Source organism: Clostridium sp. 001 (assembly GCF_019056555.1).
GTDB classification, from domain to species: domain Bacteria; phylum Bacillota; class Clostridia; order Clostridiales; family Clostridiaceae; genus Clostridium_B; species Clostridium_B ragsdalei.
In genome coordinates this window covers 770,014-795,320 of sequence record NZ_CP020473.1, presented here as the reverse complement: position 1 = coordinate 795,320, position 25,307 = coordinate 770,014, and the positions used below count along the sequence as shown (strand labels likewise).

General features: G+C 29.7%; 24 protein-coding genes and 1 pseudogene. 16 read left to right on the top strand and 9 right to left on the bottom strand.

Translation table 11 applies throughout. The features are described from left to right. The first annotated feature begins 52 nt into the window (after positions 1 to 52). The 3 genes from B5S50_RS03565 (at position 53) to B5S50_RS21460 (ending at position 1,729) form a co-directional block, all read left to right on the top strand. Positions 53 to 325, top strand: a complete 273-nt coding sequence (locus B5S50_RS03565; protein ID WP_254306696.1) for a helix-turn-helix domain-containing protein — start codon at positions 53 to 55, stop codon at positions 323 to 325. Next, positions 309 to 809, top strand: a complete 501-nt coding sequence (locus B5S50_RS21465; RefSeq protein ID WP_254306695.1) for a hypothetical protein — start codon at positions 309 to 311, stop codon at positions 807 to 809. Before B5S50_RS03565 ends, B5S50_RS21465 begins: the two co-directional genes overlap by 17 nt. Positions 810 to 880: 71 nt before the next feature. Beyond that, complete coding sequence (locus tag B5S50_RS21460; RefSeq protein ID WP_254306693.1) at positions 881 to 1,729, top strand: HAMP domain-containing sensor histidine kinase; 849 nt, start codon at positions 881 to 883, stop codon at positions 1,727 to 1,729. 68 nt (positions 1,730 to 1,797) lie between these two features. On the opposite strand, the gene B5S50_RS03555 is transcribed toward B5S50_RS21460, so the two are convergent. Beyond that, positions 1,798 to 2,136: a PadR family transcriptional regulator gene (locus B5S50_RS03555; RefSeq protein ID WP_065077258.1), complete on the bottom strand. Its 339-nt coding sequence runs from the start codon at positions 2,134 to 2,136 to the stop codon at positions 1,798 to 1,800. Between the two features lie 193 nt (positions 2,137 to 2,329). Here B5S50_RS03555 and B5S50_RS03550 point away from each other — a divergent pair, with 193 nt between their 5' ends. Beyond that, positions 2,330 to 2,806, top strand: a complete 477-nt coding sequence (locus tag B5S50_RS03550) for a permease (RefSeq protein ID WP_065077257.1) — start codon at positions 2,330 to 2,332, stop codon at positions 2,804 to 2,806. Beyond that, a complete protein-coding gene (locus B5S50_RS03545) occupies positions 2,803 to 3,342 on the top strand; it encodes a permease (protein ID WP_217303124.1) in 540 nt (179 codons plus the stop codon). The genes B5S50_RS03550 and B5S50_RS03545 overlap by 4 nt, the downstream gene beginning before the upstream one ends. Positions 3,343 to 3,457: 115 nt before the next feature. Here the strand turns inward: B5S50_RS03545 and mntR are convergent, their stop codons facing one another. Next, positions 3,458 to 3,928 carry a transcriptional regulator MntR gene (mntR, locus tag B5S50_RS03540; protein ID WP_217303123.1) on the bottom strand — a complete coding sequence of 157 codons (471 nt, stop codon included), beginning with the start codon at positions 3,926 to 3,928 and terminating at the stop codon, positions 3,458 to 3,460. 195 nt (positions 3,929 to 4,123) lie between these two features. On the opposite strand from mntR, the gene B5S50_RS03535 reads away from it, so the two are divergent. Next, a complete protein-coding gene (locus tag B5S50_RS03535) occupies positions 4,124 to 5,434 on the top strand; it encodes an Nramp family divalent metal transporter (RefSeq protein WP_217303122.1) in 1,311 nt (436 codons plus the stop codon). Between the two features lie 254 nt (positions 5,435 to 5,688). Here B5S50_RS03535 and B5S50_RS03530 read toward each other — a convergent pair whose 3' ends face one another. Both B5S50_RS03530 and B5S50_RS03525 read right to left on the bottom strand, forming a co-directional pair. After that, entirely contained in the window at positions 5,689 to 7,071 is a 1,383-nt protein-coding gene (locus B5S50_RS03530) for a radical SAM protein (RefSeq protein ID WP_217303121.1), read from the bottom strand. Positions 7,072 to 7,181: 110 nt separating this feature from the next. Next, positions 7,182 to 7,730, bottom strand: coding sequence for a tyrosine-type recombinase/integrase (locus tag B5S50_RS03525; RefSeq protein ID WP_217303120.1), 549 nt, complete (start codon positions 7,728 to 7,730; stop codon positions 7,182 to 7,184). Positions 7,731 to 7,934: 204 nt separating this feature from the next. On the opposite strand from B5S50_RS03525, the gene B5S50_RS03520 reads away from it, so the two are divergent. The 3 genes from B5S50_RS03520 (at position 7,935) to B5S50_RS03510 (ending at position 9,962) form a co-directional block, all read left to right on the top strand. After that, complete coding sequence (locus B5S50_RS03520) at positions 7,935 to 8,642, top strand: carboxylesterase (protein WP_217303119.1); 708 nt, start codon at positions 7,935 to 7,937, stop codon at positions 8,640 to 8,642. A 126-nt stretch (positions 8,643 to 8,768) separates the two neighbouring features. Beyond that, positions 8,769 to 9,338: an N-acetyltransferase family protein gene (locus B5S50_RS03515; protein ID WP_368041495.1), complete on the top strand. Its 570-nt coding sequence runs from the start codon at positions 8,769 to 8,771 to the stop codon at positions 9,336 to 9,338. A 126-nt stretch (positions 9,339 to 9,464) separates the two neighbouring features. Continuing rightward, a complete protein-coding gene (locus B5S50_RS03510; protein ID WP_217303118.1) occupies positions 9,465 to 9,962 on the top strand; it encodes a GNAT family N-acetyltransferase in 498 nt (165 codons plus the stop codon). Positions 9,963 to 10,005: 43 nt separating this feature from the next. Here B5S50_RS03510 and B5S50_RS03505 read toward each other — a convergent pair. Continuing rightward, positions 10,006 to 10,605, bottom strand: a pseudogene (locus B5S50_RS03505) (tyrosine-type recombinase/integrase). 465 nt (positions 10,606 to 11,070) lie between these two features. Here B5S50_RS03505 and B5S50_RS03500 point away from each other — a divergent pair. From B5S50_RS03500 to B5S50_RS03490, 3 genes are all read left to right on the top strand, one after another. After that, positions 11,071 to 12,048 (top strand): GGDEF domain-containing protein, encoded by a 978-nt coding sequence (locus tag B5S50_RS03500; RefSeq protein WP_217303117.1) that lies wholly within the window; start codon positions 11,071 to 11,073, stop codon positions 12,046 to 12,048. 221 nt (positions 12,049 to 12,269) lie between these two features. Continuing rightward, positions 12,270 to 13,388 (top strand): D-glucuronyl C5-epimerase family protein, encoded by a 1,119-nt coding sequence (locus tag B5S50_RS03495; RefSeq protein WP_217303116.1) that lies wholly within the window; start codon positions 12,270 to 12,272, stop codon positions 13,386 to 13,388. A 66-nt stretch (positions 13,389 to 13,454) separates the two neighbouring features. Beyond that, the gene (locus tag B5S50_RS03490; protein ID WP_217303115.1) at positions 13,455 to 14,150 is read left to right on the top strand and encodes an arginase; all 696 of its coding nucleotides are present in this window, start codon (positions 13,455 to 13,457) and stop codon (positions 14,148 to 14,150) included. Between the two features lie 64 nt (positions 14,151 to 14,214). Here the strand turns inward: B5S50_RS03490 and B5S50_RS03485 are convergent, their stop codons facing one another. The 3 genes from B5S50_RS03485 to B5S50_RS03475 all read right to left on the bottom strand — a co-directional run bounded on the left by B5S50_RS03485 (position 14,215) and on the right by B5S50_RS03475 (position 17,807). Further along, the gene (locus B5S50_RS03485; RefSeq protein ID WP_217303114.1) at positions 14,215 to 15,336 is read right to left on the bottom strand and encodes a DegT/DnrJ/EryC1/StrS aminotransferase family protein; all 1,122 of its coding nucleotides are present in this window, start codon (positions 15,334 to 15,336) and stop codon (positions 14,215 to 14,217) included. 20 nt (positions 15,337 to 15,356) lie between these two features. Next, positions 15,357 to 16,535: a DegT/DnrJ/EryC1/StrS aminotransferase family protein gene (locus tag B5S50_RS03480; protein ID WP_217303113.1), complete on the bottom strand. Its 1,179-nt coding sequence runs from the start codon at positions 16,533 to 16,535 to the stop codon at positions 15,357 to 15,359. 72 nt (positions 16,536 to 16,607) lie between these two features. Then, positions 16,608 to 17,807, bottom strand: a complete 1,200-nt coding sequence (locus B5S50_RS03475; RefSeq protein WP_217303112.1) for a MerR family transcriptional regulator — start codon at positions 17,805 to 17,807, stop codon at positions 16,608 to 16,610. Between the two features lie 477 nt (positions 17,808 to 18,284). Here B5S50_RS03475 and B5S50_RS03470 point away from each other — a divergent pair, with 477 nt between their 5' ends. The 4 genes from B5S50_RS03470 (at position 18,285) to asnB (ending at position 23,998) form a co-directional block, all read left to right on the top strand. Next, positions 18,285 to 18,926: a YidC/Oxa1 family membrane protein insertase gene (locus B5S50_RS03470; RefSeq protein WP_063601000.1), complete on the top strand. Its 642-nt coding sequence runs from the start codon at positions 18,285 to 18,287 to the stop codon at positions 18,924 to 18,926. A 258-nt stretch (positions 18,927 to 19,184) separates the two neighbouring features. After that, positions 19,185 to 20,846 carry a glutamine--tRNA ligase/YqeY domain fusion protein gene (locus B5S50_RS03465; RefSeq protein ID WP_013239322.1) on the top strand — a complete coding sequence of 554 codons (1,662 nt, stop codon included), beginning with the start codon at positions 19,185 to 19,187 and terminating at the stop codon, positions 20,844 to 20,846. A 337-nt stretch (positions 20,847 to 21,183) separates the two neighbouring features. Beyond that, positions 21,184 to 22,041: a polysaccharide deacetylase family protein gene (locus B5S50_RS03460; RefSeq protein ID WP_063601001.1), complete on the top strand. Its 858-nt coding sequence runs from the start codon at positions 21,184 to 21,186 to the stop codon at positions 22,039 to 22,041. A gap of 115 nt (positions 22,042 to 22,156) precedes the next feature. Further along, positions 22,157 to 23,998, top strand: coding sequence for an asparagine synthase (glutamine-hydrolyzing) (gene asnB, locus B5S50_RS03455; protein WP_063601002.1), 1,842 nt, complete (start codon positions 22,157 to 22,159; stop codon positions 23,996 to 23,998). A 410-nt stretch (positions 23,999 to 24,408) separates the two neighbouring features. Here the strand turns inward: asnB and larE are convergent, their stop codons facing one another. Next, positions 24,409 to 25,227: an ATP-dependent sacrificial sulfur transferase LarE gene (larE, locus tag B5S50_RS03450; RefSeq protein ID WP_217303111.1), complete on the bottom strand. Its 819-nt coding sequence runs from the start codon at positions 25,225 to 25,227 to the stop codon at positions 24,409 to 24,411. Positions 25,228 to 25,307: the final 80 nt, after the last annotated feature.

Genomic DNA, 25,307 nt, shown 5'->3' with positions numbered 1-25,307 from the left:
TTCTAAATATGTATAAATAAAAAGTGATATAATTTTGAATTGGGTGATGGTTATGAAAGAAAATATATTGATAATAGATGATGACAAAGATATAAGAGAAATGCTTGTAAATGAAATTTTATACACACTGGCATCAAATAAAGGCAGGGTGTACTCAACCAAAATGCTTTATGAAATGCTTTGGAAAGATACATTTATGGAAAATGATAATACTGTAACCATGCATGTTAAAAATCTGAGGAACAAGCTAGGTGACAGCATTAAGAAGGGCAAATATATAAAAACTATCTGGGGAGTTGGTTATAAAATTGAGAACGATATTTGAACTTATTATTGTTATAATACTATTTTCCGTAACTTTAAAATTAAAAAGAATATTTAAGCTTAGAAGTGAATTAGTTTTTTGTGCAATTGTTTCTGGACTTATATCATTTATGCTTGTAGTTTTTTTAAAGGAATATATTTTGGGCTCATTTTTGAACAATTATAAAGACACTCCTACCTATATAAATAAACGTATAGTTTCTAGGATTGAAGATAATTTAAAAAAAATGGATATTAATAACTCCAGCAAACTACAGAAATATATGGATAGAGAATTTAATATGTCATGTTATATTTTTGTGGTAAAAAAAGATGGAACAGTAATAGCTGCAAATAATAGAGAAATTAAAAATGTAGATATTCATGAAATTGTAGACGGTAAAAATACATTTAAATTTTTAGATACTAGTAGAGATAGTTTATTTAAAACAACCAGGTGTGATTACTTAAAAGATGGATACTATTTATATTATATATATATATAGGTTATGGAAAATTAGACAATGAAAACAATATAGGCATACTATGGATTGTAACTTTTGCAATTATTTTTTTCTTGCTCATATGGAAGCGTATTTCCTATATATCTAAAATAAAATCAACAGTTAGAAATATTGCAGAAGGCAGATTATCCAATCGTGTTCCATTAAAATACAAAAATGAATTAGGTGAACTTGCCGAAGACATAAACTACATGGCTTCAAAAATTGAGAAAGAAGAAAAAAACAGAAACGAATTCATGACCAATATATCTCATGACTTGAGAACTCCGTTAACTACTATCCTTGGATATATAAATATGATTAAAAATAACAAGTATGAATCAAAAGATGAACTTGATAATTACGTTGACATAATGAATAAGAAAGGTATTTATTTGAAAAACATGCTTGATGATTTTTTTGAATACTCAAAGCTCTCTTCAAATGATATCATACTTGAAAAGCAGAAACTTGAGTTAAATGAACTTGCAAGACAGATAGCTGAAGAAGAGGAAGACGAATTCACACAAAAGGGATTAAAGCTTTCAATTAATCTGCCCCAGGAATCTATTTATATTGAATCAGATCCTAATTTATTTTTAAGGGCTGTGAATAATCTCTTAAGTAATGCATTTAAATATTCCAAAGAAAATACAGTTGTGGAGTTTAATATTAGTAAAGAAATTTTTAATAATACGCCTTATGCAGTGATTTCAGTGTCAAACATTCCTAATGATCCAATCTCAAATGATGATCTGGAAAACTTTTTTGAAAGATTATATAAAAAAGACTCATCTAGACAAAAAGAAGGCAGTGGCTTAGGCTTATCTATTGTCAAAAACATAGTAAAACTTCATGGTGGATTTATAAAAGCTTATAAGCAAGATAATAAATTAGTATTCAAAGTATATCATCCATGTTAACGATCTAATCCTACTATTGGCTTTATGTCTAACTTCATGTATGAAAACATGGCATTGAGTTTCATAGTTTAACTATTTAAATTCTTATATCTATCTAAAAAATATTTTAAATATAGGATTCTTTTTTCTATATCATTTTTCCAATCATCAAGTTGATTTAATCCGGTGTCAGTAATAGTATAGATTTTTTTTGCAGGTCCTGAATTAGTTGTATCCCACGAAAATATTACTGCACCATCATCTTCAAGCTGCTTAAGAGTACGGTATATAGCTCCTTGATCACACTGAAAATCAGGTATATTTTCTATAAGTGAAGTATATATTGCACCACCATATGCAGAACCTTCAGCTAGTGTCAATAAAATAAATGCAGGAAGATGACGAGATTGTTTTCTTTTACCAGCCATAGAATATCTCCTTTTTATTTATAGTATAATAACATTATATTACTTTATACACCTTATTGCAAATAATATATTAGTGTTATTGACACTATCAAAAAATAGATGTATGCTAATAGTGTTAAATACACTATTATATTTATTACACTATGGTGCTTAATTTTACACAACTAATTATATGAGGAGGTAAAAGAATTTTATGTTTACTATGGGATTATACTTTTTAATGCTTGTTCTATTATTTATATCATTAATTAAAAGCCACGAAAAAACTTTACTGGCTCTAAAAAAAGCTTGGAAGTCTTTTGAAAATATCTTGCCGTTATTCCTTTCCATATTGTTTATTATAGGAATTATGCTTGCTATTTTAAGCCCGCAGGTCATTTCAAAAATAATGGGTCATCAATCTGGTATATTAGGTTTAGCGTTAGCTGCACTTATTGGATCTTGTACTGTAATACCTGGTTTTGTCACATTTCCATTAGCAGCTACTTTGTTAAAAAATGGGGCTGGCATGGCTCAAATAACAATGCTTATATCAACGTCAGTCATGGTTGGAATTATTACAATCCCTATTGAATCAAAATATTGGGGTAAGAAAGCCACATATGTTAGAAATTCACTTGCCCTTGTGTTTTCTTTTGCAATTGCTTTTGTGATGGGAGTGTTAATATGATGAAAAGAATATTAAAAAGATATAGAACTTTTGGTATTATTTTAATAATAAATTTAATTTTATTGTTAGTAAAACCTTCATTGGGAATAAATTCGTTGGAAGGAACGGCAGATAATTTAAAGGAACTGCTTGCTATTATGCCCCCGATCTTTATTCTGATGGGGCTTTTGGATGCTTGGGTACAAAAGGAAACAATGATAAAACTTATGGGAAAAGGTTCAGGGTTAAAAGGTATGATTATTGCCTTTTTATTAGGTTCATTTGCTGCTGGACCGGTATATGTTTCTTTCCCTTTTGCTGCAGTTTTGATGAAAAAGGAAAGTGCATTTTTCAACGTGCTAATTTTTATAGGAGCATGGTCTGCTACAAAAATACCTATATCATTATTTGAAGCATCAGTAATGGGATGGAAATTTATGATTACCCGATATGCAATTGATATACCTGTGATTATTTTAATAGCGTATATTACAGATAAAGTTATTTCACCCAATGAGAAGAAAACCATTTATGAAGATGTTGAAATACTTAAATAAAACTTATGTCATTAGGATTTTCTGAGTATAGTAGTTGTATGTGTAAAAATAGACCATATGGTAGAATTAATATCCATCATGTGGTCTTAGTTAGTAAACAAAATATGAAATTTTATTATTTAAAAGTACTTTTATAAGCTTTAAAACTCTTAATTACTTCAGGGTTGTCCTTAATAAATCTTAAAAAATCTTGAAAACATTTTGTTGTTTGCTTACTTACTGTATGCTCAATTTTTTCAGTTTCTTCCAAAACATTAGATTCTGAAACATCAAGTATTCTTAAAAAATTTTCAATAATATTGTGACGATTCAATAATTCAGCTCCAAGAGCTTTTCCTTTCTTCTCAAGTATTAAAATTCCATACTTTTCATATTTTAAAAGTTGTAATTCTGCTAATTTTTGTACCATTTTTGTAGCTGAAGGAGGCTGAACATTAAGTGCATGTGAAAGTTCATGAATTCTTGTAAATCCTGTATTTAAAGATAATCTATATATCATCTCAAGATAATCTTCCATAGAAGCAGTAAGATGTTTATCTTCTTTTTTCATATATTCATTAAAAGTGTAAAAATTATTTTTAGCCATATTTTCACCTACTTTCAGCTGTAGTCTTTTAATAAAGTATATGTTTGATTAAATAAAAAATTGCTTTATTGGAACATTTTTTTTGTTATTACATAGTTTATATTAGAAAAAAAATTTAGCCTTAGCTAACAAGGTTAACTATTAATAACTATTTTATTTGTAATCAACATATCTAATAAGAAGGGTGGTATTTTAATGCAGAGTGAAAAAAGTTCAATTGATGTTAGTTTAACTCAATCAGGAGATATCTATATAAAAAAAGATATAAAAAGGAAAAAGGTAATAGGTCAAAGTAAAATAAAGGAATTAACAAAATTTTTAGGACCTGCTTTTGTTGTAAGTGTAGCATATATTGATCCTGGTAATTTTGCAACTAATATCAGCGGAGGATCAAAATTTAACTATACCCTAATTTGGGTGATTTTATGGAGTAACATAATGGCCATATTTTTACAAACTATGTCTGCCAAATTAGGAATAGCTACAGGACATAATCTCCCTGAAATGTGTGCAAAGGTATTTCCCAAATCTGTAAATTGGGTGTTTTGGATTATTGCTGAATTAGGGGCCATGGCAACAGATTTAGCAGAATTTCTTGGAGGAACATTAGGATTATACCTATTGTTTCATATACCTATGATATATGCAGGACTTCTTACAGGATTAATAACATTTATAATTTGCTATATGGAAAAGTATGGACAAAAAATGATAGAAATTATAATATCAACACTTGTTGCTGTAATCTCTGTTGCATATATAATAGAGATATTTCTTTCTAAACCAGATTGGGCTCAAGTAGGTATTCATACGATAATTCCTATGTTACCTAATGGAGAAGCTGTACTAATTGCTGTAGGAATGCTTGGAGCAACAGTTATGCCTCATGTAATATATTTACACTCACAATTAGTGCAAGATAGAAGTATTGATTTATCAGATAAAGGAAAACTTAAGCATTTAAAAATGGAAAAGATAGATATTGTTATAGCTATGAATATAGCTTTTATTGTTAATGCTGCGATGGTAGTAGTATCTGCTGCAGTTTTTTATAGAAATGGAATGATAGTAGGCACAATGGAACAGGCTCATAAATCATTACAACCGTTAATAGGTTCTTTGTCAAGTGGTGCGTTTGGAATAGCATTACTTGCGTCAGGCTTATCATCTTCGGCTGTGGGAACTCTAGCAGGCCAAACTATAATGAAAGGTTTTGTTAATTTAAGTATACCTATAAATTTAAGAAGACTTATAACAATGATACCAGCTCTAATTATTATTTCACTTGGAATCAATCCGATGTATGCTCTTGTTTTGAGTCAGGTAGCACTTAGTTTTATTTTGCCATTTCCAATAATCCAAATGTTAACTATAGCGAAACGTAAAGATTTGATGGGAATCTTAGTTAATAAAGGATTTGTACGATTGTTAGGTGTCTTAATAGCTACAATAGTAATACTACTGAATATAGTACTTTTATACTTAACATTTACTGGTCAGGCTTAATATTTTCTCTTATTTTTGAGTATTATTTTGCAAATGAATCTGTTAAATTGGACACTTTCATGTACCCCAGTAGGAGAACTTGCAGAAAGTGTGAGATATCATGTTTAGGACTGGATCGTGGAGATATTCACGGTGGAGAAAGAGATGTTGTGGTAGAAGGAGCTTAATCTGGGGACTTTGTCCCCAAATCACTGAGGTTTATTAATTTCTGTAAAGAATACCAATAAACGCTCAGGCTGCTCCTTAGCATTGTCTTATCCCTTAGCAAAATTATCATTACCCTTTTTATTAAAAACTTCATCCCATGTTTTTTCTGCATAGGGTACAAAATCTTCTGCTGATTTTGTTATTTTTTTATGAAATTCATCGTCATGAAGCATTTTTTCTGCTCCAGAATCGTCAGGCTTTGCTCCAACCTCCTTACATACATTAATTATAACATTTGTGTTATCTATCATCATACACGGTCTTAACATATTTTTATTATAAGGTTGTATTGACCTTAGTTTTTTGAAAAAAGGATCTCTAAAAGCATCAATTAAATGTCTACCCTTTAAGTTAATTGTTGAAAAGTGAGAAAATATACAAGGTTCAACATCCTCTTTTGAATTAACATGAAAATAGTATTTGCCTGCTATACACCCACCTACATATGGAGCATCATTAAAGAAATCTAAAGTAAAATATGGTTTATTAGCTCTTATTTCTCTAGCTCTTTTTCCAAGGTGATCTCTCTGTTCTGCTGTAAGCATCATATTAAAATCTTCATCTTCGCCATTAACAGGCATGAATAAAAAGTACCAGCTCATTTTAGAACCTTTTTCAATCAACATATCTGTGAATTCATCACTGAGTACGGTGTTTATATTAGTTCTTGTAACTGCTGAAGATACTCCGAATAATATACCCCTTTCATGGAGCATGTCCATAGCTTTTAAAACTTTTTGGTACGTTCCTTTTCCCCTACGAGCATCAGTATCATTTTCAAATCCCTCAATTGAAAGCATAGGTATTACATTACCACATTTCTTGATTCTATCTGCAATTTTTTCATTAAGTAAAAGTCCGCTAGTAAATGGTGTAAACATTACATCGTCGTATTTTTCATATATATCCAAAAGATAATCATTGAAGAAAGGCTCGCCACCTAAAATGATAATATAATAAATTCCAAGATCTCTTGCTTCTCCTATAATTCTATCAACTTCTTCAGGGGGAATATCATCTTTTTTACTGTAGCTTGAAGCATAACATCCTTTACAGTGAAGTGGACACCTCATGGATGGACTTAAAAGCATGACAAATGGTATTTTAGTATTTTCTTCATCCATGTACTTTTGTCTCTTAGGGCCAGCATACCAATTTGCATTTGCAAAAAAATTAGTAAAAAACTTCTTTAAAGATTTAGTATCTGTATTTTTTAAAATATCCTGGATAAATTCATGTTTGGATTTATCGTTGTTGTAGTAATTCTCAACAAACTCAATCTGAGCTAATGCAGATTTATCTTTTGTCAGCATTTTAATAGCTGAAAATATCTTATCTACATTTTCTCCTGGGTTTTTATCAAGATAATTAACGATTTTGTTTACAATAGCTTGTTTAGTGTTTTTTTCTAAAGCATTTTTTATTTTCATATAAGAGTCCTCCTAGTAAATTTTTTTAAAATTTTGGCCTATTAACTGCTAAAAAATTTGTTCGCTTATATCCCCATAAAATTTTTAGTATATTATACAAGTACTATAAATTAAAATTGAACTAAAGAATATAATTCATCTTTATTTTCCTGAGTTATCCCAATGTATCTAAGAGTGATCTTTTTTGATGAATGATTAAATGTATACATAATAAGACCAATATTGTACCTGCTCGCCTTATAAGTCCAGTATCCCCATGTTTTCCTTAAGCTGTGAGTCCCAAAATTCTTTATATGAAGACTTACAGCTGTAGCTTTTAGAATTCTATAAGCTTGTGTGACACTTATGGGTTTATTTAAGCCTTTTCTGCTCTGAAAAATATAAAAAGTTTGTCCAAGATTATTATGCTCTATATAGGCATTTAGAGCTTTCTTAAGGCTGTTATTTAATTTGATTTTCTTTTTTTGAATCACAAGATCATCCTTGAAACTAAGATAGGAAGTCATTAGATCTTGAACTCTAACTTTAATCACGTCACTAATCCTTAATCCCGTGTTTAATTGAAATTTTGCTAACAGCCAGTCTCTTTCACTTTTATCTTTTAAATGCATGAGCAATGCGTCTATCTTATTTTTATCTCTAATTGGATCCACAACCATCACTTTTTCCTCCTAAAAGCTATGTATTGTTTTTTATATTATACCATAAAAACAATACATTGGAACAAAAAATAATATAAAAACTTACATATAACATAATTTGTGGTATATGATTATGACTTATAATAGATATATTAAAAATGATTTTTATACTATATTTTATGTATAATAAAAGGTGTAAAGAAAGATATGAAGGAGAATACAATGATAAAGAGTAAATTAAAAATAGAAAATATCCCTGCAATTTTGTGGGGTAAGAAATCCGATAAATTATTTGTAGCGGTACATGGTAATATGTCAAATAAGGAAGACGATGCCATTACTATATTTGCAGAAGAGGCAATAGCAATAGGTTATCAAGTGCTTAGTTTTGATTTACCTGAACATGGAGATCGTAAGGATGAGGCCTATGTTTGTAAAGTTCAGAACTGTATTAAAGATCTTAATACTATTATGAATTATGCGCAGTCATTATCAAGTAATATAAGTGTATTTGCTTGTAGTATGGGGACATATTTCACTTTATTAGCATATAAAGATGAGCTACTCAAACAGTGCTTATTTTTATCTCCTGTAGTAAATATGGAACGTATCATAAATAATATGATGACATGGTTTAATGTAAGTGAGAATAGACTTAAATCAGAAAAAGAAATTTTGACACCTATTGGACAAACACTCTATTGGGACTACTATTGCTATGTAAAAGAACATCCTATTACTGTTTGGAATAAGCCAACTTCAATTCTTTATGGTTCAGAAGACAACTTATGTGAGTTTGATGTGGTAGATTCGTTTGTAAAACGCTTCAATTGTAACTTACAAGTTATGGAACAGGGAGAACATTATTTCCACACCGAAGAACAACTACAATTTTTAAGACAGTGGATTAAGAAATATATCCAGGACTAATGAGTGTAATACTTAGTAAATGTATTGAGTAATGTCCTGAGCCTTGAAGCATAATTGCTCTTGCACAGAAAAATTAAGAGAGTGCCAATTAAAGATTATTTATATTTTGTGAAAGAAGGTAGAATAATGACAAGCGTTACAATACGTATGGCAACTAAAGCAGATGCAAAAGAAATTTTAGCTATATATGCACCTTATGTAAGGAATACTGCAATCTCTTTTGAATATGATGTTCCATCTGTTGAAGAATTTACTGAGAGAATTAATAATATATTAAAAAAATATCCATACATAGTAGCGATAGATAACAATCAGATTATTGGTTATGCATATGTTTCGTCATTTAAGGAGCGAATTGCATATGATTGGGCTGTTGAAACTACTATATATCTAAATCAGGATTGTCGAGGTAAAGGTGTAGGCAAAAAATTGTATTTAGCTTTGGAAGAAATATTAAAGAGACAAAATATTCTTAACCTGAATGCGTGTATAGCTTATACATCTACTGAGAATGCATATCTTACCAATGCCAGTACATATTTTCATGATCATTTAGGATATAGGAAAGTTGCACATTTTACAAAATGCGGATACAAGTTTAGAAACTGGTATGATATGATTTGGATGGAGAAAATTATCGGAGAGCATTCTGAAAATCCAAAACCAGTAATTCCAATTTCAGAATTACAATTATAAATTCTAGCTCATGTAACTCTGATGTAAAAATTACCCCAGAAGAATTATCAAAAGTAACTTCTGGAACATGGGTTGGTGTATGTAAATAATAAGAATAAATTCCAATTTAGAAAGGAAATTAATTAAATGATACGTTTGCTTCAAGAAGAAGATATAGAAATTGTTTGTAAAATTGTCAATGATAATTGTAGATCTGTATATGATGGTTATGTAAATGAACAATTGCTCAATGATAATGGTTGTTTTAATAGGGAAAAGAGATTGAAAGCAGATTTCTTATCTGGTAGATTATCAAACTATGTTTATGAATGTAATGGGCATATTGCAGCATTATTATCCATTGGAGATACAGTTGACAATGATAAAATAGGGGCTTTTGAGGTTTGGCGTATTTATATTTCGGAGGCTTATCAAAATCGAGGAATTGGAAGTCAATTAATTAACTTTGCAGAGCAACAGGCGTTTAAATATGGTTATAAAGAAATTGTAATATGGGCTTTTAAGGGAAATAGTAGAGCCATTTCATTTTATAAAAAACATGGATATAAAAAAGATAAAGAAGAATATTTTGGAGAGCCATATTTAACGTATGCTGTTAGATTTAATAAAAACTTAAATAAGTAAGTTCAAAATTAAAATATCGACAAAATGCAGCAATTATATATTTTTAAACCATTTCACTTTTTGCCTCAAGCTTGGAATACATCTTTTCCTGCTGTTTTGTTGTAAATTGAAAGTATATTTCTGTATTTGTAACAGATTTATGCCCAAGCCACCATTGTAATTCTTTTATGTCCATGTCAGATTCTGCTAAATGAACTGCTGTAGTATGCTTTATAGAATGAAAATGATATTTACTTTTATCATAAATATTAGCATAGGAACAATATTTTTTCATCATATAATCAAGAGTTTGTCTGGAAATTGGTTTCCCTCTTTAGCTTTTAAATAAAAATTCAGAATTAGATGATAATTTGCTTTCATGTATATACGTATCTAATGCATTTTTAGTTTTAGTATCAAGTCTTATAGTATTATTGTAACTGCCCTTTAATCTTTTGCAGTAAATTGCACCTTTGGAAGCATTATAATCTTCCAATTTAATTAAACCTATTTCTGAGGCTCTCAAGCCGCATCTATAAGCAACTCTAAAAATTGCTAAATCTCTAACCGCATGTGTACTATCTAAACTGATAATGGCTTTAAAAAGATTTTTTGCTTCTTCTTGGGTAAGATATTTTACTTTTCTGTCACTTTTTCTTTCCATTTAGTCTCCTCTTTTCAAAATAATTGTACATTATAAATATTTTGTATTATAAATTATAACATAATATTGCGTAAAATCCAATTATTATAAGAAAAATATCAAAGTAATGTTATTATTTTCAATAAAATGGAATAAAATATGTAATTATTTTCAATTTATGAAATTAAATTAAAATAAATGAGTATAAAATCATCATTTTTAGAACAAAATATTTATTTCGTCCTAAATAATAATGTATATAAAAAACAAATTAAAATGTGTAAAATACTCTTATAATATAATGTTTTTTACTAACTAGAGTGAAATTTCCAAGTTTTGAGGTGTTGTCCTATAAATAAATATTTATTTATTACAAGACATTTACTTAATAGTGTATTTCTTTTCATTTCATTTCTTTTTATATGGAGTCAATTTTTTAAAAATAAGGAACATTTATTAAACCCATCGTCTCCTGTAAGGATAAGAGTGTTATATGGAATTACTTCAGGGGTTTTAGGCGGATTTTTGATACCTTTTATTATGGAAGATAAAGGTTACATACCGGTAGATTTTCAAAATTTTGCTATACTTATTTCAGCAATAAACGGCGGCTTTTTATCTTCATTTATTACAGGGGTAGTAATTTCTTTCTTTTCAATAGTATTTTGGCTAATAAGTTATCAAACATTACTTATGTCAATTACAATATTAAGTATAAGTATTAGCTGTGGGATTATTTCTAAATGTAGTGTACAGAAAACAAAAAAATGGCTATGCATGATTATCAGCAGCTTGATTTTGCATTTTCTTTTTATGAATATAGTATCGTCAACTGCAAAAATCAATAATACAATTTACAAAGCATTCATTATATATTCAATTTTAACAATTATATTTGGATTTATAATATATTATCTTTGCGAGTATATAAATCAATCAAGTTTGTTGTTTATGAAGTTTAAGGAAGATTCCTGCAGAGACTTTTTAACTGGGCTTAATAATGTTAGAAATTTCAACAACTTATTTAATGATTTATCTAAAAGGGCAGTTGAAAGAAAAGAAAGGCTTTCACTTATTATGATAGATATTGATTGGTTTAAAAAAGTTAATGATACATATGGGCATCCTTCGGGTGATGAAGTGCTAAAACAAATTGCTTTAGTGCTCAAAACAGTATGCAGGTCTTTTGATATAATTTCAAGAAACGGTGGAGAAGAGTTTTCAATATTATTAATAGACTGTCCTAATAGACAAGCTATAGAAATTGGTGAACGAATAAGAAAAGCAATAGAACAGCATGAGTTTATACTATCCACGGGTAAAAAAATTAATATTTCTGTATCTATTGGGGTTACAACTTATCCTGATATTGTAAATAATGTTAAACAAATTGTAGAAAGTGCAGATATCGCTCTATATGAAGCAAAGCATACAGGTAGAAATAAGGTAATTCCATATTATTGATTTTTTATCTATAAAACGGGAAAGCCATGATTGAAGTTTAGAATATATTTTTATGTATTAGAAAATAATATTAAAAGTTATAATAGGTTAATATTATTTGAAAGTCATAAAAGGAGAAAATATGAAATTTAAGAAAAATATAATTACAAAGATAATATGTACAGTTATAATTTTGGTTATTAACATAATTGTGTTTACTGGAGCAGCAAAGGCTTTTAAAAGTGGGTGAAGTATCTGAAAATGAAGCCAAAAACATACTAAAAAATAGCAGAAGATTGCAAAATCAAAAAAAGTATTTAAAAGCTATAGAAGGATATAATATAGTTTTAAAAAATAAGAATATGCCTAAAAGTATTATAAACGAAGCAAAAATATGTAAGCTGCTGGCAGAAAGAAAAGTGCCTGTTTTGGATAAATATTCTTTCCTGCCGGAGTATATGAATATTGGCAAAAATGGTGTGGATTATTATAAAAGCAACAAGTGTAATTACACATTATATGGGGAATATAATCCTGTAAAAAAGTACTTTAATTATCAACCAGATTGGGCTTATATTGAGTCTCCTAGTTTTAAATATGATAAAAACGGCATACCCATGGTAAAATACAATGGCAAATTTTATTATAATGCAGTTACTATATGCCAATATGCACTTTATTTATATGATGGGTATATGGATACTGGAGCTAATAAAGATAAATTTTTAAATACAGCGGATTTTTTAATAAAGAGTATAAAAAAAGATGGATCTCTAAGATATGAGTTCAAATTTGGATATTATGAATGCTTAAATGAAGGATGGGCTTCAAGTATGTCCCAGGGGCAGGCACTTAGTGTATTTACTAGAGCCTATCATTTAACTAAAAATTCAAAATATATAAATGCAGGGCAGAGAGTGCTTAAATATCTTTTAACGCCTGTTTCAGAAGGTGGTGTTATGGATAATCTAGGTGCTTTAGATAAAAGCCTTGACGATAAGATATTTTTTCAGCAATATGTGGGAAAAACGTCTACCTATACATTAAACGGGTATATATTTACATTGATAGGTTTATATGACTGGAGCAGTGTACATTGTCCTCAAAATATATACTATTCTAACATGGCTAAAAGATACTGGAATAAAGGACTTCTAAGCTTAAAATATATACTGCCTTATTATGATATAGGGAACTTCACATCCTATGATTTATATCACATTATAAAAAATGGACCTCCTAGTAGTTCTGACTTTTATCATTGTATTCACATTGAAGAAATGAATGTGCTTTATAATATTACCAAGGATGAATATTATAAAAATATAAGAAACATGTGGATATCTTATGTTAAAAATTAGTATTTGAAAGGTTTAAAAATTCATGCTGGAGGTGTAACATTATAGTTATATGTGAGGTGTGTTGCTATGAAAAAAAATCTTCTCAGCATTGATTGGGATTATTTTATTCCTGTAAGAGAGGAATGGTGCGGCTCTTATATTGAGAATAAGAGAACAAATATTATATTGTGGTATAGGAGATATTTTAAAAATAGGCAAATGGGAGAAAACGTTGAAAAAACAGTTAGAACCGGCAATGAACTGAAAGGCTTTTGGAGTAAAATAAAACAATGTTTTTCCATAGAAAGTAAAGCTAAGGTATATGTATCTGACTCCCATAAGTTTTCTTATTTCATAGCTCAAAACAATAATTGTGATGAAGTTATAAATTTTGATGCACATTCTGATTTGGGTTATGGTGGAATGAAGTCACTTGATTTTGAATTGAATTGTGCCAATTGGCTTGGAAAACTTTTAAAAAACAGTATTATAAAAAAGGCAAGTATAGTTTACAGTCCTTATACTTATGAAGAAAAAAGTGAATTTGAGGAAATAAATAAATCGTTTTCTATAAAATATCCTAAGGTGGAGCATTTAGTAAATAAGAACATAAATGTCATTCACATATGTAGGTCGGGGAGTTGGACTCCTCCCTGGCTTGATAATGAGTTTTATAAATTCATAAATGATTTGCATATGTCATATAAAATTATGAAATGTCCTAAAAGGTGTTGGAATCCTAGAGAGCTTACACTCTCGGATAAAATATATATAATGCTTTGAAAATGTGTTTAATTTTGTAAAGCAGTACTTAGTGTAAAAACTAAATACTGCTTTTTGTATAATGTCACTTTGTATAGAATTTTTTAATGGTTTCGCACACAAAGTTAACTTCATCTTCAGTTATTTCAGGGTATATAGGAAGAGCTAAAACTTTAGTTGAAAGTTTTTCAGCTACAGGGAAATCGCCTTTTTTATAGCCTAAATAATCAAAGCATTTTTGAAGATGAAGAGGGATTGGATAATAAATACTAGTTCCAATTTCATTTTCCTTTAAGTATGCAGCAAGTTCATCTCTTTTTTCTACTAATGTATTGAATGCATAATATACTGGTTTTTGATTTCCTTTAACTGTAGGAAGTTTTATATAGTCACAATCAGCAAGTCTTTCTTTGTACCAATCAGCTACCTTTTGTCTTTGTTTAAGTGCATTGTCTATATACTTTAGTTTAACTAAAAGTACAGCAGCTTGAATAGAATCAAGTCTTGAATTATATCCTATATAGTCATAATGATATTTTTTAGAAGCACCATGTACTCTAAGCATTTTAGCGGTTTCAGCTAACTTGTCATTATTAGTTACTATCATGCCTCCGTCGCCATAACCACCTAGTGTTTTTGTTGGGAAAAATGAATAAATACCAATATCTCCTATAGTACCAGAATGTTTGTATTCATTTGAGGAACCTCCCCACTGCATACCAAAAGCTTCTGCAGCATCTTCTAAAACGCTTAAATTATGCTTGGATGCTATATCCATTATTTTATCCATATCTGCCATCTGTGAAAAAAGATGTATTGGTAATATACTTGCAGTTTTTGAAGTTGTTTTTTCTTCTATTTTATTTGCATCTAGATTAAAAGTATCTTCATCTACATCAACAAAAACTGGTTTTGCATTTAATTTAGCTATACAAGAAGTTGAAGCTAAAAATGTAAAAGGGGAAGTTATAATTTCATCTCCATCTTTAAATCCAAGCGCATGGGAAGCAACTAAAAGAGCATCTGTTCCAGAAGCTACAGCTATGGCATGTTTGGCTCCTGTATATTTTTTTATTTCTTCTTCAAGTTGTGATACTTGAGGTCCAAATATAAAACTTCCACTTTCAAGTACGGCTGATATAGCCTTATTAAATTCTTCTTTTTTTTCTAAGTATTCTCTTGTAGGTGTAAAAAAATTAACTTTCATTTTTTGTCCTCTCTTTCAATTTATTTCATTACTTTTTCTACAGCAGAAATTAATTCTTTAACGACATATTCGGCATCTTCTAATTTAAGAAGAGAATAAACTGGTACAGAAATTTCATTTGCATAGTGATTATATGCATTTGGATAATCCTTTATATCGTAACCTAAATTTTTGTAAAGTGTAAACATAGGCAAAGGAGTATAGTGGACATTAGTAGCTATATCTTTTGCCGCAAGGGATTTTATTACTTCATTTCTTTGATCTTCACTAAAGTCTTTTATACGAAGAAGATATAAGTGGTATGAAGTTTCACGTATAGCATCTTTCTTAAATGGAATTATAGCCCAATCTTTTTCAATTAAAAATTTAGTATATAAATCAAATATAGCTTTACGTTTTTTTAACATTTCTTCATATCTTGGAAATTGTGCCAAACCTATAGCTGCAGATATATCAGTTAAATTGCATTTACCTCCATCTGTAACTATATCATATTTCCATGCGCCTGCCTGCATTTTGGAAAGAGCATCTTTTGATTGGCCATGTAGGGATTCCAACTTAAAATCCTTATATAAGTCCTTTTTACCAAATTTATCATTCTCGTTAAATGTTATTGCACCACCTTCAGCAGTAGTAAAGTTTTTTACTGCATGAAAGGAGAAAACATGGAAATCAGCTTGAGAACCAACTCTTTTACCTTTGTATTTTGCACCAAATGAATGTGCAGAATCCGATACAAAAATTATATCTTCGCGATTTTTATCCTTTAATATTTTGCGAACAGCATCATAATCTATAGGTACTCCTGCAACATCTACTGTATATATAGCTTTTGTCTTAGGTGTTATAGCATCTGCCAATTTTTCTAAATCAATTAAGAAAGAATTTTTTTCTATATCTACTAACTTTGGTTTTATTCCTCTACGTATAGCAGCACTTGCTGTTGCAGTATAAGTATAAGGAGTAGTTATGACTTCATCTCCTGCTTTTATGTCAAATTCCTTCAATACAAGTTCTAGTCCAGCAGAATTACTGTTTACAGCTAGTGCTTTATCGCTATTACAATATTCAGCAATCTTTTTTTCAAATTCAGCACATTTTGGACCTGTAGTAATCCATCCTGATTTTAAAACTTCTACAACTGCGTTTATTTCGGCTTCACCTATATCTGGTGGTGAGAATGGTATTTTCTTATTCATTTATAATCAATCCTTTCATTTCGTTTCATTGTTTATTATATAAATTTTTAGATTGTAGGTTGATGTATAAAACTATTTCCTACTTTCAAAAAAACCAGTATCTTTTGTTATATAAATATACCCATTTTTGTTTATTTCAGACTGCAAGTATTCTGCAAAAGATTCGAGTTTATCTTTGTCAAATGTAGTTTTTGTATTGCCGGGCATAGAAAATATATAGTCTATGAGAGGAGATGCAGCTGTTAGCTTTAAGTTATCACTATATCTTTTCATTTTTACATCATTAAACCACTTAGAGAGTTTTAACAGACCATTTTCAAGTTGAAAACTTTCTGTAATATTAAAACTATCTGTAGTTATATTCTTAAAGTTATATTTTTTAACGATTTCTCTCATTTCCTTCATATGATTTTTACCTACAGTTGAGGCATAAAAATAGCCTTTAGGTTTTAAAACACGATAAATCTCTGAAAGGGATTTGTCTAAATCACCTACATGGTATAATACATGATTTGCTATTACTACATCAAAACTATTGTCCTCATAAGGTATATTTTGTACATCTGCTATTTTAAATGTAAATCTTTTTGAATTAATACCTAAATTATTTTTTGTATCCTGAAGCATTCCGGGGGAAAAATCAGTAAGAGTAATGTCCCAACCTTCAGGAATTTTATCCAAGTTTTTTTGCCATAGCTCCCCATTACCACATCCAAGTTCCAAAATAGAAGCTTTGGAAGGAATATTTAATTGATTAAAAAACCATTTCATCCATCCTCGCTTATTTGTGCTGAAAAGTTCATGAATTCTTATTCTGGCTTTTAAGTTAGAGGCATTTTCATATTGTTCCATCCACTTTTGATCTGTATTTACTATGCTTATTATGTTTATAAACTTGTTCCAATTGAGTTCCTTGTCATTGTCAAGCATATGCACAGCTTCATCTATGGATTTTATTACAGCTTCAATGTGGTATATTTTTTCTTTCATTATCTTTTTTTGTATTTGGAGAGATCTTTTTAAATCACCTTGATTTAAATCATAGTTCATTATTTTAGATATATCCTCAAGTGAAAGACCTATAAATTTAAGAGTAAGTATTTTTTGAAGCTTACCAAAATCTTCAACATTATATAATCGGTGACCAGACTCAGTATAGGCACAGGGCTTTAAAAGGCCTATTTTGTCATAGTACCTTAAAGTCCTCAAGGTAACACCTGATTTTTGGGCAAATTTGCCGATACTTACTAGTTCTGATTTATGGGAACTCATTATTTATCACCTCTGCCTAAATTATTGTAACACATGACGTAAGGTAAGGTACAATAAAAATTTTTATTTTTAAATAATATTTTTGTGATATTATGGTTATATTAGCATAAATAAAGGGTTTGTGTTGAATATAAAATCATTATATGGTAATATCAAATAAAAGTATTTGATATATAATTTATTTTAAAGGAATGTTTATCATGAACATGGACTTTTTCAATATTTTCTACTTTATTCTGTTGTTTATGTGTATAACTGCAGTTTTTTCTGGTGTTTTACAGGTACATAAAAGCTTAAGAGAAAGTATTAGATATAATTTAATAGAATGTATAGTTTTAAGGGCATTAGGTTATCCAAAAAAATTATATATAAAACAGTATGTGAGTTACGAAAAATATAAAGTGTGGATATATTTTACACAGCCTTATTTAAAAATAATGTTTTAAAATATAATAATTTATAGATAGGAGATATTATATGAACATTATTTTTAATTTGCTGGGTGCTTTGCTCAATCACGTATTTAATTTTACAGGAGATTGGGGTATTGCAGTTGTTGTTCTCACTTTAATTGTAAAGGTACTTTTGATGCCTATGTCTATGAAACAAAGGTTTAGCATTTTAAAGCAGCAGAAAGTTGCTAAAAAGATGGAAGACATAAAAATTAAGTATAAAAATGATAAGCTTAAGATGGAAAAGGAAATACAAAACTGTTATAAGGATAATTTAAAAAGCATGATGGGATGTTTACTTACAATTATTCAGTTTCCTATAATAGGTGGGCTTTATAAAACCATTATAAACATGCCTGTAATTTCAGGTACAGTGCTTATACCTTGGGTAGCTTCAATAAAATTAAGCGATAGTTATTTTATAGTTCCTATAGTGTATTCGATCATTTCAATGCTGCCTGGCCTAGTAAATTCTATAGATTATTTTAAAGTCTATAAGGAAGTGCAGTACAATAAGATGTCAGCAATACTTCCTGGAGCAATTGGACTTTTAATAACAATTAAAGCTCCAATAGCACTTGGATTGTATTTTATAACATCTAGTATTTTTTCACTTGTAGAAGAGATAGCCTTTAGAATTTATATTAAAAACAAGCAATTTGTATAGATATTTAGAAAAGGCATTTACTTATAAAAAATGCCTTTTCTTTCAATCAGAGAATCCAAATCATGATTTGGTCAGGTAACGATTACCACTCTGATGTACATATCAATGAATCTTACTTAGTGGGAGATTGTTTCTCCCACTAAGTTTAGATGAATTATCTAGGGGCGTAGCTACTGTTATCTCCCATTTTGATAAAAGTGGGAGTGTTACAGTAGGTATCCATCAGATAAATAAGTTTTAGAAAAGGATGGTTAACTTATGGAAGAAAGCAAGAGTTCATCAAATTTTATTAAAAACATAGTAGAAGAAGACATGAAGTCAGGAAAGTATAAAAAAATAATAACAAGGTTTCCTCCAGAACCTAATGGATATTTACATATAGGCCATGCGAAGTCAATAGTTTTAAATTTTGGATTGGCAGATGAATTTGGTGGAAGAACTAATTTAAGATTTGATGATACTAATCCTTCAAAAGAGGATACAGAATATGTAGAGTCAATAAAAGAAGATGTAAAATGGCTTGGATATGATTGGGATGAATTGCACTTTGCCTCCAGTTATTTTGATGAAATGTATAAAAGAGCATTACTTTTAATAAAAAAAGGTAAAGCTTTTGTGTGCGATTTGACTCCAGATGAAATAAGAGAATATAGGGGCACTTTAACTAAACCTGGCAAGGAAAGTCCTTATAGAAATAGAACTGTAGAAGAAAATCTTGAATTATTTGAAAGAATGAAAAATGGAGAATTTAAAGATGGAGAAAAAGTTTTAAGAGCTAAAATTGATGTGACTTCTCCTAACATAAATATGAGAGATCCAATTATATATCGTATAGCACATGCCCCACATCACAATACTGGAGATAAATGGTGCATATATCCTATGTACGATTTTGCACATCCGCTAGAAGATGCCATTGAGGGAGTAACTCACTCCATATGTACACTTGAGTTTGAGGATCACAGACCTCTTTATGATTGGGTAGTGCGTGAATGTGAAATGGAAAATGTGCCAAAGCAGATAGAATTTGCTAGGCTTAACATTACAAATATGGTAATGAGTAAAAGAAAACTTAAAAAATTAGTAGATGAGAATTTTGTAGATGGATGGGATGATCCACGTATGCCAACTATTGCAGGACTTAGAAGAAGAGGATTTACACCAGAATCTGTCTGCAAATTTTGTAAAGCTATAGGCGTGGCAAAAGCAAGTAGTGTAGTAGATTCTCAAATGCTAGATTACTTTTTAAGAGATGATCTGGAAACAAAAGCACCTAGAACTATGGCTGTTCTAAGACCGCTAAAAGTCGTAATAACAAATTATCCTGAAGGACAATGTGATACTTTTGAAATTGAAAATAATCCAGATGATCCTACAGCAGGAACTAGAAAAGTACCTTTTTCAAAGGAAATATATATTGAACAAGAAGACTTTATGGAAAATCCACCTAAAAAATATTATAGATTATTTCCGGGAAATGAAGTTAGATTAAAAGGTGCTTATTTTATAAAATGTGAAGAAGTCATAAAGGATGAAGAAGGGAACATAAAAGAGCTTCACTGCAGCTATGATCCTGCATCAAAGGGAGGAAATAGTCCTGACGGAAGAAAAGTTAGAGGTACACTTCATTGGGTAAATGCAAGTACTGCAATTCCAGCAGAAATAAGACTTTATGAACCTTTAATTTTAGATGAAAAGGAAGAAGAAGGCAGTGATTCATTTTTAGATAATGTAAATCCAAATTCCTTGGAAATATTAAATGGATTTTTGGAGCCTGATATGAAAAATGCAAAATCAGGCCAAAAATTTCAATTTTTCAGACATGGATATTTCAATGTTGATCCTAGGTTTTTTCAAGAAGGTAAGCTAGTATTTAATAGAATAGTATCCCTTAAGAGTTCTTTTAAAATAAAAAAATAATCTAAAAAACTATAGAGAAGTTATAGTACTATAACTTCTCTATAGTTTTTTTATGCCAATGAATAATTTCAGATTTTTTAGAATATATCATTAAAGAGTTAAAACAAATTACAAAATGATTACATTTTGTCATAATGTATAGTAAAATAGGATGATTTATTATACTATAAATAGGGAAATTAATGAAGTTAAATTAAAGGAAGGTATCGAAATGCTATTTTTTAATTTTACTTAGGCATTTTCAAAGAAATATCTAGTCAGTATGCTAGCCTATTTGACTTGTTATTTTCTTTCAAATGACGTATGACATTAGAATCTTATTAGGGAGATGGAACTGATGAATAAATATGAGGACAAAATTAAAAAAAATAGAATCATTAAAAGAAGAAATAATGTAATTATAGGAGTAATTTTATTATGTGCTTTTGGTTGGGCATTCTTTATAGGAACTAAAGTTGCATACAAAAAACATGCAGTAGTAACTACTTCTAATAAAGTAGAACATCAGAAAAGCGCTGAAGAAAAGCAGCAGGATGAACTAAAACAAAGATTTACAACAAAACAGCCTGCAGGAGCGTATATGCCATGGAAAACCAAGAGAACGGATGGAAAGAAAGTAGCTTATTTAACTTTTGATGATGGCCCTTCTCCAAATACTCTTAAAATACTTTCAATATTGAAACAAAATAATATAAAGGCAACCTTCTTTTTAATCGGACAAAATGCAGAAAGAAATAAGGACTTGGTAAAAGAAGAAGTAAAAGAAGGACATGTAGTTGGAAATCATACTTACAGCCATGAACTTAGATACAGAGAAGATCCATCAGTATTTGTAGATGACATAAATAGATGTGATACAGTAATTAAATCCATAGTTGGAAAAGACTACAATTTAAAACTTATGAGGTTTCCAGGAGGTTCTTTTAACACTCGTCATTTAAACTTGAATCCTTTTAAAGATGCAGTTACAAAAGCAGGATATCATTATGTGGATTGGAATGATTGGATTGGAGATGCTATGAGAAATAATGTTCCTGTGGATGTTTTATTAAATGAGCTTAGAAAATACAGTAATGATAATACTGTAGTAGTTTTGATGCATGATGCTGCTGCAAAGGGAACAACAGTACAAGCTCTTCCTGAAGTAATACAGTATTTAAAGTCAAAAGGATACACTTTTGAAACATTAAATTAGAGTAATTGAAAACTGCTGCCTTGAATAAATAGAAAAATTCATTCACATATACATTTTTTAAATCATAGATTAAATTATATGTACATTAATAATATTTATTCGGAGGCGGCTTCTTATGTGTGGAATTGCAGGATGGATTAATTTAAAAGAGGACATTTCCCAAAACAGAGATGTTATTTTAAATATGACAGATACTTTAAAGAAAAGAGGACCTGATGATGCAGGCTATTACTTTTCTAAAAATGCACTCTTAGGACACAGAAGACTTGTAGTTGTGGATCCTTCTGGTGGTGCACAGCCTATGTCAAAAAGTGTAGGTGGCAGGAGATATATTATTGTATACAATGGAGAACTTTATAATACTGAGGATTTAAGAAAGTTACTTGTAAAAGAAAATTATTCTTTCAAATCCTATTCTGATACAGAGGTACTTCTAACCAGTTACATCCATTGGGGAATAAATTGTTTGAAACATATAAATGGAATATATGCTTTTGCAATATGGGATGAAAGTAAAAATCAGATATTTATGGCAAGAGATCCATTAGGAGTAAAACCACTATTTTATACAGTAAAAGATAATTCACTTATATTTGGTTCAGAAATAAAAACATTACTGGCCCATCCCTTTATTGAACCTGTAGTTGATAGGGATGGCCTGACTGAAATATTTGCCCTTGGACCTGCTAGATCTTTGGGTGGAGGTGTATTTAAAGGTATATATGAAGTACCACCTGCTAATTATGTTCTATATGATAGATATGGTATTAAGCTACGAGAATACTGGAAACCACAGTGTAAAATTCACAATGAAGATACAGAAACAACGGCTCAGCATGTAAAAACACTGCTTGTAGATGCCATTAAGAGACAGCTTGTAGCAGATGTACCCGTTTGTACACTGCTTTCAGGAGGACTTGATTCTAGTGTTATATCTACAGTAGCTGCAGCAGAGTTTAAAAAACAAGGAAAGACTTTAAATACCTACTCAATTGACTATGAAGATAATGACAAATATTTTAAAGCAAATTCCTTTGAACCTACACCAGATAGAGTTTGGGCACTAAAAATGTCGGATTATATAAAAAGTGTTCATCATGGGATTATAAATACAAGTTCTGATTTAGCAGATGCCCTTTATGACTCTGTAAGAGCTAGTGATTTGCCTGGAATGGCAGACATTGATTCCTCGCTGTACCTTTTTTGTAAGGAAATAAGGAAAGACAATACAGTTGCACTGTCAGGAGAATGTGCAGATGAAATTTTTGGAGGATATCCGTGGTATAGAAGACCTGAAGACATTAATGCAGATACTTTTCCATGGTCAAAATCTATTAATTCAAGAAAGGAAATATTGTCTGATGAATTAAAGGCACTTGATTTGGAGGAATATCTAAATGAACAATATAAAAGTAGTATAAAACAGGTGCCTCACATAGATGGTGAATCCAAATTAGAATACAGAATGAGAGAATTATTTTATTTAAATATAAAATGGTTTATGATAACACTTTTAAATAGAAAAGATCGTATGAGTATGTCTAATAGTTTGGAGGTTAGAGTACCTTTTGCAGATTATAGATTGGTAGAGTATGCTTTTAATATACCACCAGAGATAAAATTTTATAAAGGAAGAGAAAAGGGCTTACTGAGAAAGGCACTAGAAGGAATACTGCCAAAGGAAATTGTTGAAAGGAAAAAGAGCCCTTACCCAAAAACTCATAACCCTGAATATACAAAAATAGTTACAAAACGGATGTCAGATATTATGAAAGACAAGAGTTCTCCTATTTTGCCGCTTATAGATAAAAAATCAGTTAAGACATTAATAGATACAGGAGGATCTTCTTTTAAAGCACCTTGGTTTGGCCAACTTATGAGAGGACCACAGCTTCTTGCATATCTTATTCAGGTAAATACATGGCTTAAAGAGTATAATATCAAGATAGAATTTTAAAAAATAGAGTTTCTAGCTTGAAAGTTAACTTATACAGGTAATGTAATGACAAATTTTAGCACCATAAAAACTTTTGACAAGTCTAAAGTTCGGTATTTTGAAAATCTCATACAGTGGTATTCTTAAAAATAAACGTATAACAGAGATACTTTATTGTATGTTTTCTAACTTAAAAATCAACTTATACGCAGGTATATTTTTACAATAATGAAGCTCATTTAAATATTTTGTAAATAAGGCTTAGTAAAAAATTCGTAAAAACTTAGAACTTTTGAATTGTTTGAGGTACGAGTTTTCAAAAGTTCTTAGATTTTTTAGAATTTTTTACTTAGGCTTATCACAATATTTAACTGAGCTAAATGTTGTAAAAAATATCCGGAGTATAAATTGATTTTTTTGATTAGAAAATCTTATTTAGCATCCTTTAGTACAGCATTCATGCTGCCAGTTTTATAGCCTAATAGATCTAAGGTTACATATGTAAAACCTATTTCTTTTAATTTTTGTCCAACCTTATCCATTATATCTACATTAAAAAACTTAGATCTTTCTTCTGGATCAACTTCAATTCGAGCAATTTCGTTGTGATGTCTTACCCTAACTTGTTTAAAACCTAAATCCATAAGAAATTGCTCTGCATCTTCTACCATTTTTAGTTTTTGACTGTTGATCTCATTTCCGTAAGGAAATCTGGAAGCTAGGCATGCAAAAGAAGGCTTGTTCCAGGTTGGAAATCCTATTCTTTTTGAAAGATTTCTAATATCTTCTTTGGTAAGCTCAGCTTCTTTTAAAGGACTTAATATGCCTAGTTCTTTAGCTGCTTTCATGCCAGGTCTAAAATCTCCAGTATCATCTAAATTTGCTCCATCTAAAACATAAGCTACATTATTTTCTTTTGCAATTTCTTTTAGTTTTGAAAATAATTCTTTTTTGCAATAATAACATCTGTCTACAGGATTTTCTTTATAGCCTTTAATGTCGAGTTCTTCTGATTCTATAATCAGGTGTCTTACCCCTATTGATTTAGCATATTTTTTAGCTTCGTCTAATTCCCTTTTAGGATAAGTAGATGAAGCAGCGGTAACTGCTATTACTTTATCTTCAAGGATATCATGGGCAATTTTTAGCAAAAAAGTACTGTCTACTCCACCCGAAAAAGCAATTACTCCACTTTTAATATTTCTCAAATTTTCTTTTAAGTCTTCTAGTTTTAAATTTGTTATATCCATAATTATCCCCCTAATATGCTATAGTTTTAAGTTCATGTATAGTATAACATAGAATTTACAATATGATTTAAAATCATATC